13 protein-coding genes are annotated in these 12,131 nt (G+C 72.2%); 1 reads left to right on the top strand and 12 read right to left on the bottom strand.

Annotated elements, in window-relative coordinates; genetic code table 11:
- Positions 1 to 204 precede the first annotated feature (204 nt).
- The 12 genes from E2E34_RS23610 to E2E34_RS23555 all read right to left on the bottom strand — a co-directional run bounded on the left by E2E34_RS23610 (position 205) and on the right by E2E34_RS23555 (position 11,590).
- The gene (locus E2E34_RS23610) at positions 205 to 597 is read right to left on the bottom strand and encodes a YccF domain-containing protein (RefSeq protein WP_138903925.1); all 393 of its coding nucleotides are present in this window, start codon (positions 595 to 597) and stop codon (positions 205 to 207) included.
- On the bottom strand, positions 594 to 1,457 hold the full coding sequence (htpX, locus tag E2E34_RS23605) for a zinc metalloprotease HtpX (RefSeq protein WP_138903924.1): 864 nt from the start codon (positions 1,455 to 1,457) through the stop codon (positions 594 to 596). Before htpX ends, E2E34_RS23610 begins: the two co-directional genes overlap by 4 nt.
- Before the next feature lie 145 nt (positions 1,458 to 1,602).
- Complete coding sequence (locus E2E34_RS23600) at positions 1,603 to 3,111, bottom strand: NADH-quinone oxidoreductase subunit N (RefSeq protein WP_138903923.1); 1,509 nt, start codon at positions 3,109 to 3,111, stop codon at positions 1,603 to 1,605.
- Entirely contained in the window at positions 3,108 to 4,667 is a 1,560-nt protein-coding gene (locus tag E2E34_RS23595) for an NADH-quinone oxidoreductase subunit M (protein ID WP_138903926.1), read from the bottom strand. The genes E2E34_RS23600 and E2E34_RS23595 overlap by 4 nt, the downstream gene beginning before the upstream one ends.
- A 27-nt stretch (positions 4,668 to 4,694) precedes the next feature.
- Entirely contained in the window at positions 4,695 to 6,689 is a 1,995-nt protein-coding gene (locus E2E34_RS23590) for an NADH-quinone oxidoreductase subunit 5 family protein (protein WP_138903922.1), read from the bottom strand.
- On the bottom strand, positions 6,686 to 7,072 hold the full coding sequence (gene nuoK, locus E2E34_RS23585; protein ID WP_138903921.1) for an NADH-quinone oxidoreductase subunit NuoK: 387 nt from the start codon (positions 7,070 to 7,072) through the stop codon (positions 6,686 to 6,688). Before nuoK ends, E2E34_RS23590 begins: the two co-directional genes overlap by 4 nt.
- Positions 7,072 to 7,632, bottom strand: a complete 561-nt coding sequence (locus E2E34_RS23580) for an NADH-quinone oxidoreductase subunit J family protein (RefSeq protein WP_138898522.1) — start codon at positions 7,630 to 7,632, stop codon at positions 7,072 to 7,074. The genes nuoK and E2E34_RS23580 overlap by 1 nt, the downstream gene beginning before the upstream one ends.
- A complete protein-coding gene (locus E2E34_RS23575) occupies positions 7,629 to 8,258 on the bottom strand; it encodes a NuoI/complex I 23 kDa subunit family protein (protein ID WP_138903920.1) in 630 nt (209 codons plus the stop codon). Before E2E34_RS23575 ends, E2E34_RS23580 begins: the two co-directional genes overlap by 4 nt.
- Positions 8,258 to 9,226, bottom strand: a complete 969-nt coding sequence (locus tag E2E34_RS23570) for a complex I subunit 1/NuoH family protein (protein WP_138898520.1) — start codon at positions 9,224 to 9,226, stop codon at positions 8,258 to 8,260. The genes E2E34_RS23575 and E2E34_RS23570 overlap by 1 nt, the downstream gene beginning before the upstream one ends.
- Positions 9,223 to 10,623, bottom strand: coding sequence for an NADH-quinone oxidoreductase subunit C (locus tag E2E34_RS23565; RefSeq protein ID WP_138903919.1), 1,401 nt, complete (start codon positions 10,621 to 10,623; stop codon positions 9,223 to 9,225). The genes E2E34_RS23570 and E2E34_RS23565 overlap by 4 nt, the downstream gene beginning before the upstream one ends.
- On the bottom strand, positions 10,620 to 11,207 hold the full coding sequence (locus E2E34_RS23560) for an NADH-quinone oxidoreductase subunit B (RefSeq protein WP_138903918.1): 588 nt from the start codon (positions 11,205 to 11,207) through the stop codon (positions 10,620 to 10,622). Before E2E34_RS23560 ends, E2E34_RS23565 begins: the two co-directional genes overlap by 4 nt.
- Entirely contained in the window at positions 11,198 to 11,590 is a 393-nt protein-coding gene (locus E2E34_RS23555) for an NADH-quinone oxidoreductase subunit A (RefSeq protein WP_138903917.1), read from the bottom strand. Before E2E34_RS23555 ends, E2E34_RS23560 begins: the two co-directional genes overlap by 10 nt.
- Before the next feature lie 198 nt (positions 11,591 to 11,788).
- Here E2E34_RS23555 and E2E34_RS23550 point away from each other — a divergent pair.
- Positions 11,789 to 12,131, top strand: a 343-nt coding sequence (locus E2E34_RS23550; RefSeq protein ID WP_208765314.1) for a sensor domain-containing protein, incomplete at its 3' end; no start/stop codon positions are given.

The following is a 12,131-nucleotide window of genomic DNA, read 5'->3' as shown; positions in this document are numbered from 1 at the left end:
GCCTGGACGCTCGGGGGGCGGGGACGGGCGCCGGCCGTGGTCGGGCTCGTGGGGTGCGTGGGCCTGGCGTTCGCGCTGCCGGTGGCTTCCGTGGCGGCGGGCGCCGGCGTGCTGGCCCTCGGGGCGGCGGCGTACGGGTGGCGCAGGCGGGCGGGGAGCCGGTGAGGACCCGCGGCGCCCCGGGGGCACCGCGGGGTCGTTGGGTCAGCGGCTCGCGAAGGGGGCGTCCGTCGGGACGATTTCGCGGCCCAGGGGCAGCAGCGAGACGGGGATCAGCTTGAAGTTCGCGATGCCGAACGGGATCCCGATGATGGTGACGCACATGGCGATGCCCGTGACGATGTGGCTCAGCGCCAGCCACCAGCCCGCGAGGACCAGCCACAGCACGTTGCCGACGACGGAGGGCGATCCGGCGTCACGGCGCTCCGTCGTGGTGTAGCCGAAGGGCCAGAGGGCGTACAGGCCGATGCGGAAGGACGCCAGGCCGAACGGGATGCCGATGACGGTGACGCACAGGATGACGCCGGCCAGGAGGTAACCGAGGAAGAGCCAGAAGCCGCTCAGTACCAGCCATATGACGTTCAGGATTGTCTTCATGGGCGGTGACCTGCCATCTGCTCGAGTCGGGCGATGCGTTCCGCCATGGGCGGGTGGGTGGAGAACAGCTTCGCGGCCCCCTGCCCGGGGCGGAACGGGTTCGCGATCATCATGTGGCTCGCGGTCTCGATGCGCGGCTCGGCCGGCAGGGGCAGCTGCTTCGTGCCGGCGTCGAGTTTGCGCAGGGCGCTGGCCAGGGCCAGCGGGTCGCCGGTGAGCTGGGCGCCGGAGGCGTCCGCCTGGTACTCGCGGGAACGGCTCACGGCCAGCTGGATGACGGAGGCGGCGAGGGGGCCGAGGATCATGATCAGCAGCATGCCGAGGAGTCCGGGGCCGTCGTCGTCGTCGGAGCGGCCGACGGGGATCAGCCAGGCGAAGTTCACCAGAAACATGATCACTGAGGCCAGGGCGCCGGCGACCGAGCTGATCAGGATGTCCCGGTTGTAGACGTGGCTGAGCTCGTGGCCGATGACGCCGCGCAGTTCCCGCTCGTCGAGGAGCTGGAGGATGCCCTCGGTGCAGCAGACGGCGGCGTTGCGCGGGTTGCGGCCGGTCGCGAAGGCGTTGGGCGCCTGGGTCGGCGAGATGTAGAGCCGGGGCATCGGCTGGCGGGCCTGGGTGGAGAGTTCTCGGACCATCCGGTACAGCTGTGGCGCCTCGAACTCGCTCACGGGGCGGGCGCGCATGGCGCGCAGGGCCAGCTTGTCGCTGTTCCAGTACGCGTAGGCGTTGGTGCCGAGTGCGACGAGAACCGCGACGATCAGGCCCGTCCGGCCGAAGAAGCTGCCGATGACGATGATGAGTGCTGACAGTCCCCCGAGGAGTACGGCGGTCCTCAGCCCGTTGTGCCGGCGGTGCACGGTGCGCCCTCCAAATGGTGCGGCGGGGGAACCCCTTGCTGTGGGGGTGCTTCCCCATCCAGTGGACCCTCCCTTCCTGGTCAACGCCAAGCGAGGGGGGCTAGTTCCCTTGTGCCACCGGGGCCGTCCGTTGGGCCGTACGTGCTTACTGGAAGAGGCTGCCCGTCGCGAAGCGCAGGACCAGCTGCGGTACGCCGGACAGGGCGATGCCCACGACGGCGGTCAGGACGATGGCGACGGTCACCGGCACGGGGACCGCGTGCTTCGGCTGCTCGCCCTCGGGGGCGCGGAAGAGGACCGCCGTCCACTGGAGGTAGTAGTAGAGGGCGATCACGACGTTCACCGCCATGACGACCGCCAGCCAGCCGAGTCCCGCGTCGACCGCCGCGGAGAAGACGGTGACCTTGGCGAAGAGGCCGATGATGCCGGGCGGCAGACCGGCGAGGCACAGCAGGAAGAAGCCGAGCGCGAGGGCGGCGAGGGGGCGGGTCGCGTAGAGGCCGCGGTAGTCGGCGATCCGGTTGAGCGGGTGCGTACGGGCGACGAGCGCCGCGACCGCGAAGGCGCCGAGGTTCACGACGGCGTACATCAGGGCGTACGCGACGGTGGAGCCGATCTGGTCGTCGCTGGAGTACGCCGCCGCCGCGATCGGGACCAGGATGTAGCCGGCCTGGCCGACGGAGGACCAGGCGAGCAGGCGGACGGCGCTGTACGCGCGCGTGGCCGACTGGCGCAGGGCGGCCACGTTGCCCACCGTCATGGTGAGCGCCGCGAGCACGGCGAGGGCCGGGCCCCAGACGTCGGCGTACGACGGGAAGGCGACGACGGTGACCAGGATGAGGCCCGTGAAGCCGACCGCCTTGCCGATCACGGAGAGGTAGGCGGCGACCGGGAGGGGGGCGCCCACGTAGGTGTCCGGGACCCAGAAGTGGAAGGGCACCGCCGCCGTCTTGAAGGCGAAGCCGACGAGGGTCAGGGCGACGCCCGCCTTGGCGAGGGTGTCGAGCTGCGCGGGTACGTCGTCCAGGCGCACCGCGATCTCGGTGAGGTGCAGGGTGCCGGTCGTCGCGTACACGAAGCTGACGCCGAGCAGCATCACGGCGGTGGCCGTCACGGAGGAGAGGAAGAACTTCAGGGCCGCCTCGGAGGAGAGGCGGTCGAAGCGCTTCATCCCGACCAGGGCGAAGGCCGGCAGCGACGCCACTTCGAGGGCGACGACGAGGGTGGCGAGGTCGCGGGACGCGGGCAGCAGGGCCGCTCCGGCCGCGGAGGACATCAGGAGGAACCAGAACTCGCCCGCGGGGAGCTTGTCGCGCGCCGTCTCGGTGACCGACAGGAGAGCGGTGAGCAGCGCGCCGCCGAGGACCAGGAGCTGGATGACCACGGTGAACTGGTCGGCCGTGTAGCTGCAGACGTCGGTGTCGGAGGTCAGGCAGAAGGTCGAGCGGTCGCCCTGGCGCAGAGGCAGGAGGGAGACGAGCGCGACGGCCAGGCCGGCGATGGAGAGCCGGCCCAGGAGCGCCTTCTTGCCCTCGGGTACGAAGAGGTCCGCGACCAGGACGATCAGGCCCACGACCGCGGTGATCGTCGGCGGGGCGATCGCCGTCCAGTCGACGGACTGGACGAGGCTGGCGCTTTCGGCGGCCACGGTCACGACTTGCCTCCTGCGAGGAGCTTCTGCACGGCCGGGTCGGTGAGGCCGAGGAGGACCGCGGGCCAGAGTCCGGCGAGGACGGTGAGGGCGACGAGCGGGGTCCAGGCGGCGAACTCGTAGCCCTGGACGTCGGCGATCGCCGCCTGCTCGGGTGCCTGCCGCTGCGGGGCGCCCATGCAGACCCGGCGTACGACGACGAGCAGGTACGCGGCGGTGAGCAGGGTGCCCACGCCGGCGATCGCCATGAAGGTGAGGAACGCCGGGCGGCTGAGGCCCTCGGCGGGGTCGAAGGCGCCGAACATCGTGAGCATCTCGCCCCAGAAGCCGGCCAGGCCCGGGAGGCCGAGGGAGGCGACCGCGCCGAAGGCGAGGAGGCCGCCGAGGCGGGGGGCGCGGCCGTAGAGGGCCGCTCCGGTGGCGCCGGCGAGGGTGTCGAGGTCGGCCGTGCCGAAGCGGTCCTTCAGCGCGCCGACCAGGAAGAAGAGGAGGCCGGTGATCAGGCCGTGGGCGATGTTGGCGAAGAGCGCCCCGTTGACTCCGGTGGGGGTCATGGAGGCGATGCCGAGCAGCACGAAGCCCATGTGGCCGACGGAGGAGTACGCGATCAGTCGCTTCAGGTCGCCCTTGGCGCCCTTGCGGGCCAGGGCGAGGCAGGCGAGGGAGCCGTAGATGATGCCGACGACCGCGAAGGCGGCCAGGTACGGGGCGAGGGTGCGCATGCCGTCGGGGGCGACGGGCAGGGCGATGCGGACGAATCCGTACGTGCCCATCTTCAGCAGGACACCGGCGAGGAGGACCGAGCCGACGGTGGGGGCCGCCGTGTGGGCGTCGGGGAGCCAGCTGTGCAGGGGCCACATCGGGGTCTTGACGGCGAGCCCGAGACCGATCGCCAGAACGGCGGTGACCTGCACCGATGTGGTCAGCCCGCGGCCGTTGTCAGTGGCGAGTGCCACCATGTCGAACGTGCCCGCCTTCAGCCCCACGAGGAGGAGACCGAGCAGCATGACGACGGAGCCGAGCAGGGTGTAGAGGATGAACTTCCAGGCGGCGGCACGGCGTTCGGCGCCGCCCCAGCGGGCGATGAGGAAGTACATCGGGATGAGGACCATCTCGAACGCCAGGAAGAACAGCAGGAGGTCGAGGACGGCGAAGGTCGCGAGGGTGCCGGACTCCAGGACGAGGAGGAGCGCGACGAATGCCTTCGGGGAGGGGCCCGCGGGCATCTTGAAGTAGCTGTAGAGCGCGCAGAGGAAGGTCAGCAGCGCGGTCAGCACGAGGAGGGGGAGCGAGATGCCGTCGATGCCGAGGTGGATCCTGACGTCGAGCGCCGGGATCCAGCTGATGTCGGTCGTGGCCTGCATCTTCGACGGGTGGTCGTGGTCGAAGCCGAGCGTCAGCGCGACGGCGGCGACGAGGATCGCGCCGGTCACGGTCACGCCGTGGCGGAGCACGGCCTGGTCGGGGTTCCTGCCCTTCAGTCCGGGCGGGGCCGGGAGAAGGGCCGCGGCCGCGCCCAGGAGCGGGGCGACGACGACGAACGCCAGGAGGAACTGCATCACGGACGGGCTGATATCGATCACGGCTCACGCTCCGACGGCGGCGACGATGACGGCGGCGATCGCCAGGACGACGGAACCGGCGAGCAGTGCGCTGAGGTAGGTCTGCACGTTGCCGGTCTGGGCTCGGCGGACGCCCGCGCCGAGGAGGCGCGGGACGGCGCCCGCACCGCGTACGTACGTCTCGACGACCTCGCGGTCCAGGAAGCGGACCAGTTCGGCGCCCGCGAGGACGGGCCGTACGAAGAGGGCGTGGTAGACGGCGTCGAGGTGGAATCCGACGGCGGCGTGCCGGTGCAGGGGGCCCAGCAGGAGCCGGCCGGGGTCGGCCGGGTCGGGGGCCGCCGCGATGTCGCCGTAGGCGGGGGTGTGGCTGGCGATGGCTTCCGCCTCGGAGACGGCCGGGCTGTCCTCGGGGTGGGCGGCCACGGCGCCGATCGGGGGACGGGCGGCCATGGCCGTGGTGTGGCGCCAGGCGCCGTAGGTGACCAGTCCGCCGACGAGGGCAACCCCGGTGCCCAGGACCGCCGTGGTGACGGTCGGGGTGAGGGCGTGGCCGTCGAACCAGTCGTCGAGGTAGGTGACGGCGAGGCCGAAGGCGAGCGAGGGGACGGCCAGGACCCACAGGACGCCGTTCATGACCAGCGGCTGCTTGCCGTGATCGGGGGCGGCGGGGCCACGGCCGCGGAAGGCCAGCAGCCACAGGCGGGTGGCGTACGCCGCCGTGAGGAGGGCGGTGAACAGTCCCGCGACGAGCACGGTCCAGCCCGCCCCGGAGGGGACGCCGGTGGTGTCGCCGAGCGAGGCGTGCTCGGCGGCGACGAGGACGGCTTCCTTGGAGAAGAAGCCGGCGAACGGTGGGATCGCGGCCAGGGCGAACAGGGCGATCGTCATCGTCCAGTAGGCGTCGGGGATGCGCTTGGGCAGGCCGCTCATGCGGGACATGGCGGCCAGCGAGTTGGTGCCGACGGCGTGGATGATCACCCCGGCGCCGAGGAAGAGGAGCGCCTTGAAGGCGCCGTGGGAGATGAGGTGGAAGACGGCGGCGCCCCGGTCGCCGACGGCCAGGGCGCCGGTCATGTAGCCGAGCTGCCCGATCGTCGAGTACGCGAGGACGCGCTTGATGTCGTCCTGGGCGAGGGCGGCGAGGGCGGAGCCGACCATCGTGACCGCGGCCATCACGGCGAGGACCGTCAGGGCGGCGGCGGAGGAGGCGAAGACGGGAAGGAGGCGGGCCACGAAGTACACACCGGCGGCGACCATCGTCGCGGCGTGGATCAGCGCGGAGACGGGCGTGGGGCCCGCCATCGCGTCGGGCAGCCAGGTGTGCAGCGGGAACTGCGCCGACTTGCCCGCCACACCGGCGAGGAGCAGCAGCGCGATGAGCGTCGGGTGGTCGAGCCCGCCGCTGCCCACGGCGCCGAGGATGCCGGTGATCCGGAACGTGCCGGCGTCCGCGGCGAGCGCGAACAGGCCGAACAGGAAGGGGACGTCTCCGAGCTTGGTGACCAGGAACGCCTTGAGGGAGGCGGCGCGGGCCTCGGGCGTCTCCCAGTAGTGGCCGACGAGGAAGTACGAGCAGATGCCCATGATCTCCCAGCCGACGAGCAGCACCATCAGGTCGCCGGAGTAGACGACGAGCAGCATCGCGGAGGTGAAGAGGGAGACGAGGGCGGCGTACGACGGGTAGCGCGGGTCGTCGCGCAGGTAGCCCGTCGAGTAGAGCTGCACGCAGGTCGCGACGACCCCGACCAGGACGGCGACGAGGGCCGCGAAGCCGTCGATGTGCAGGGCGAGGTCGATGGGGACCGAGCCGGTGGGCGTCAGCTGCGTCGAGGCGTCGATCGCCTTGCCGCCGCCCTGGCGTACGGCGACGGTCACGGCCAGCACGGCGGCGGCGAGGGCCGGCAGTACGGCGAGGGGCCGGACGAATCCGGGCGCGGTGCGGCCGAGCAGCAGCCCGGCCACGGCGCCGAGGAAGGGAAGGAGGGGAACGAGGACGGCGAGGGTCGTGGTCGTCACGCGGCGGCCTCAGCCTTCTGTGCGGCCTCGTGCGCGGCCTTGTCTGCCAGGGCGGAAGCCGCGTCGTCGGCCGCCCGGCCTTCGGCGGTGTCACGCAGCTTGTCGACGTCCGAGGTGCCGCGGTTGCGGTAGACCATCAGGACGATGGACAGGCCGATGCCGATCTCCGCCGCGGCGATGGCGATGGTGAAGAGGGTCAGTGCCTGGCCGGCGTGGAGGGTGTCGCGGAGCCAGACGTCGAAGGCGACCAGGTTGAGGTTGACGGCGTTGAGCATCAGCTCGACGGACATCAGGACCAGGATCGCGTTGCGGCGTGCGAGTACTCCGTACAGCCCGGTGCAGAAGAGGAGGGCGGCGAGCACGGCGGGATAGGCGAGGTGCATCAGCGCTGCTCCTTGTCGTTGTCGCTCTTGCGGGAGAGGACGATCGCGCCGACCAGGGCGGCGAGCAGCAGGACCGAGAGCGCCTCGAAGGGCAGCACCCAGTGCTGGAAGAGGAACTCGCCGGTCACCCTGGTCGAGCCCTGGGCCGGTCCGTCCAGGTCGATCCACTGGGTGCGGAACGCGTCCACGACCACCCAGACGAGTGCGGCGGCCGCGGCGACGGCCACCGTGAGGGCGGCCCACCGGTTGCCCGAGTCGGCGTCCGGGGAGCGGCCGATGGGGGCCTTGGTGAGCATCAGGCCGAAGAGGAGGAGGACGACGACGGAGCCGACGTAGATGAGGACCTGCACCCAGGCGATGAACTCGGCCGTGAGCAGGAGGTACTCGACGGCCAGGCCGCCGAGCGCGACGACCAGCCACAGGGCGGCGTGCACCAGCTGCTTGGTCGTGACGGTGACGACGGCCGCGCCGAGGGTGGCGATGCCGACGAGGAGGAAGGCGATCTCGACGCCGGTCGGGGAGAGGAATCCCTGCTCGGCGGCTGCGGCGAGGTGGCTCATTCGGCGGGCCCCTCGTCTTCCTGGCGGGCCGGCTGTTCCGGTGCCGCCGGCGTCTGCTCTGCTGCCTGTCGCTGGGCCGCCTGCTCCTGGGCTGCCTGCTCCTGGGCCGCGGCGAGCTTCTCGGCCGCCTTGCGGGCCGCCGCGACCTCCTTGGGCTCCTCGGCGCCAGGGTCCAGCGCGGGCGGCTCGGGCACGGTCCACATCCACTCGCGGAGCTTGTCCCGCTCGTGGGTGAGCTCGTGGATGTCGGTCTCGGCGTACTCGAACTCCGGCGACCAGAAGAGCGCGTCGAACGGGCACACCTCGATGCAGATGCCGCAGTACATGCACAGCGAGAAGTCGATCGCGAAGCGGTCGAGGACGTTGCGGCTGCGCTCGCGGCCGCCCTCGACGGCGGCCGGGACCGTCTCCTTGTGCGAGTCGATGTAGATGCACCAGTCGGGGCACTCGCGTGCGCAGAGCATGCAGACCGTGCAGTTCTCCTCGAACAGGCCGATCACACCGCGCGTGCGGGGCGGGAGTTCGGGCTGGGCGTCCGGGTACTGCGCGGTGACGGTCTTCTTCGTCATCGTGCGGAGCGTGACGGCCAGGCCCTTGGCGAGGCCGGAGCCGGGGATCGGGGGCATTACTGGATCGCCACCTTCACGATTCCGGTCAGCGCGATCTGCGCGAGAGCGAGTGGGATGAGTACGGTCCAGGCGAGCTTCTGGAGCTGGTCCTCGCGCAGCCGCGGATAGGTCACGCGCAGCCAGATGACGCCGAACGCGAGGATCGCCGTCTTCAGGAGCGTCCAGACCCAGCCGAGGCCGTCCGCGCCCCACGGGCCGTGCCAGCCACCGAGGAACAGGACGGTGGTCAGACCGCACAGGACGACGATTCCGGCGTACTCCGCGAGCAGGAACAGCGCGAAGCGCAGGCCCGTGTACTCGGTGTACGCCCCGAAGATGATCTCCGAGTCGGCCACCGGCATGTCGAACGGCGGTCGCTGGAGCTCCGCGAGGCCGGCGACGAAGAACACGATCGCGCCGACGATCTGCCACGGCAGCCACCACCACTCGAAGGCGTTCAGGATGCCGGGCAGCGAGACGGTGCCGGCCGCCATCGCCACGGAGGCGGCGGTGAGCAGCATCGGCAGTTCGTACGCGAGGAGCTGGGCCGCGGTGCGCAGGCCGCCGAGGAGGGAGAACTTGTTGGCCGAGGCCCAGCCCGCCATCAGCGAACCGAGCACGCCCACGCCCATGACGGCGAGCACGAAGAAGATGCCGGCGTCGATGACCTGGCCGACCGCGCTCTCGCTGGGGCCGATCGGGATCGCGACGAGCACGAGGAGGTACGGGAGGAGCGCGACGGCGGGCGCGAGCTGGAAGATCCGGCGGTCGGCGTCGGCCGGGACGATGTCTTCCTTCTGCGCGAACTTCACGCCGTCCGCGACGAGCTGCGCCCAGCCGTGGAAGCCGCCCGCGTACATGGGGCCGAGGCGGCCCTGCATGTGGGCCATCACCTTGTGCTCGGTCTGGCCCACGACGAGCGGCAGGACCATGAACACGGCGAAGACGACGACCAGGCGCAGGGCGACATCGAGTACGTCGTTCACGCGTCGTCGCTCCCTCGGTCGCGGGTGGGGTCGGTGGTGTCGGTGGTGTCGGTCGTGTCGGTGGGACCGACGCTGTCGGCGGTGCTCTCGTCGGCGGGTGCGGCGGCGTCCTGGCCCGGCTCCCGGTCGGGCTCCTGCCCGGCGTCGGCCTCGCCGGAGTCCCGCCCGGCGTCGGCCTCGCCCGGCGCCTCGCGTGGCTCCTTCGCGGCCCCCGCGTCGCCGCGCAGCGTTTCGGCCGCCGCGTCGGCGGCCGCCGCAGCGTCGGTGTCCGTGTCCTCGGACGCGCCCGTCCTGGTCGCGGCCGCCTTCTGCGGCCGCTCCGCTTCTCCCCCGTCCTGGAAGGCGGGGCGCGGGTGGTGCCAGGGCGCGTCCGCGCTGCGCGCCGGCGCCGCCGGGGCGGGCCGGGCACCGGAAGCGTCGGCCTCGGCGGACCCCGCCGACTCGGCAGGCGCCTCGGATGCGGCCGGCGCCTCGGAGGCCGGCGGCGCGGCCTCGGCCGCCTGGCTCGCCGAGCCCTCCGTCACGCTGCGGGTGCGGCGCGGCGGCCTCGGGGCCGCGGCCGCCGGGGTCCCGGCCTCCGGCGAGGGCGTCGCCGCCTCCGCCGCCTGGCTCGCGGAACCCTCGGACACGCTGCGCGTACGGCGCGGCGGACGCGCGGCGGTGGCGTCGGGGGCCGGCGCCGCCGCCGCGGCCTGCGTCGCCGAGCCCTCCGCGACGCCGCGCGCGCGACGCGGCGGGCGGTCGGCGGCTCCCGCCGCACCGGCCGCGCGCGGGGTGCGGGCGGGGCGGGGCGGGGCCGGCGGGAGCTGGCCCTTCTGCGGGCCCCAGTCGTTCGGGTCCGGGACGCCCGGCGGCAGCATCTGGCGGCGCTTGGGGCCGCCGTGGTCCGACTCGCCCGGCTCCTTCGCGCCCGGCCACGCCTTGGCGACCCGGGCCGCGAGGACGAAGTCCTTGCGCAGCGGGTGGCCCTCGAAGCCCTCGGGCAGGAGGAGCGGCACCAGGTGCGGGTGGCCGGTGAACTCGACGCCGAACATCTCGTGGGTCTCGCGCTCGTGCCACTGCGCGCCCGCGTAGATCCCGACGGCGGTGGGCAGGACCGGCGCCGCGTGCGGGACGGTCGTACGCAGCAGGAGGCGCCGGACCGCACCGCCTTCGAGGGCGACGACGTGGGCGCAGACGCGGAAGCCCGTGCCCGGCTCGTCGACCGCGCTCAGCCAGTCGAAGTACGTGCAGCCCAGCTTGTCCCGCGCGATCTCCAGCGCCGCGATCCACGAGCCGATCGGCACGTCGACGGTGAGCAGGTCGTAGCCGCGCTCGGCGGTCGCCTCCTCGCCGAAGATCTCGGTGACGGTCTCGGGCAGGCCGTCGTACGCGGTGGCGTCGGTCGTCCCGCTCACTTCGCGGCCTCCCCCGGGGTCGGCGGCGGCGTGATGAGGCCGCTGCGCAGTGCCGCGGCCGACGGGCGCGCGTGGCCGTAGCGCTCGCTCAGCGACTCACGGGCGATCTTCTCCTGGAGCTTGAGGATCCCCTGGAGCAGCGCCTCGGGCCGGGGCGGGCAGCCCGGTACGTACACGTCGACGGGGATGATCTGGTCGACGCCCTTGGTGACGGAGTACGAGTCCCAGTAGGGCCCGCCGCAGTTGGAGCAGGCGCCGAAGGAGATGACGTACTTCGGCTCGGGCATCTGCTCGTACAGCCGCTTGACGGCCGGGGCCATCTTGTCGGTCACCGTGCCGGAGACGACCATCAGGTCGGCCTGGCGCGGTCCCGGCGCGAACGGGATCACACCGAGCCGGATGAAGTCGTGGCGCGCCATGGACGCGGCGATGAACTCGATCGCGCAGCAGGCGAGACCGAAGTTGAAGACCCACAAGCTGTAGCGGCGGCCCCAGTTCAGGACCACCTTCATCGGCTCGGGTGCGAGGCGGGCGAGAGCTCCCAGCCGCTTGGGCTCGGGGAGATCGACGGGGGTCACGTCCATTCGAGGACGCCCTTCTTCCATGCGTACAGCAGTCCCACGGCCAGGAAGCCGAGGAAGACGAACATCTCGACCAGTGTCGTCGCGCCGTACTCCGGCGCGGCGAAGACCGTCGCCCACGGGAAGAGGAAGATGGAGTCGACGGCGAAGATCACGTACAGGAAGGCGTACACGTAATAGCGGACCTGCGTGTGCGCCCAGCCCTCTCCGACCGGGTCCACGCCGCATTCGTACGTCAGCAGCTTCTCCGGCGTCGGCACGACGGGCCGCAGCAGGCGCCCGGCCCCGAAGGCCACGGCGACGAAGAGGACGCCGACGACTGCGAGCAGTCCGACGACCGAGTAACTCTGGAAGTACCCGTCCGCGAGAACCGTCGGTTCCGGCACGTCCGCCCCTCTCGCTCCCTGGCCGCGTCGGCTGCGTCTGCTGGCGTCAGCCTCGTTCGACGATCTGTACGCACGGGAGTCTAGGCCCTGGTAAAGGCCGGGTAAGCAGCCGTCTCACGCCGGGGTGGGGTTATCCCTACTTCCGCGCACCCAGTGACCCCATGGCATCCGCGCCCGGCGCCCGGCAGGCTGAGCCCCATGACCGCCACTGCCCGCGACCACCTCCCAGATTACGACCGGCCCGACCGGCCTCCGCTGCCGCCGGTCCGCTTCCCGTACGACCCCGTGACCTGGAAGGAGATCGCGCATCTCCTCCTCAACCTGCCGACGGCCGTGTTCGGCTTCGTGTTCACCGTGGTGCTGCTCCTGCTCGGCTGCGGCCTGTCGGTCACGGTGATCGGCCTGCCGCTGTTGACGGTGGGGCTGCTGGCCGCGCGCCGGCTCGGGGCGGTCGAGCGGGCGCGGGCCCGTGCGCTGCTCGGGGTGTACGTCGACGAGCCGAGCCCGGCGGCGGCGGGAGGGCGGGGCGGTGGTGTGTTCG

Origin of the sequence: Streptomyces albidochromogenes, assembly GCF_005981925.1 — a bacterium.
Taxonomy (GTDB): domain Bacteria; phylum Actinomycetota; class Actinomycetes; order Streptomycetales; family Streptomycetaceae; genus Streptomyces; species Streptomyces albidochromogenes.
This window is presented reverse-complemented; position numbering and strand designations above follow the sequence as displayed.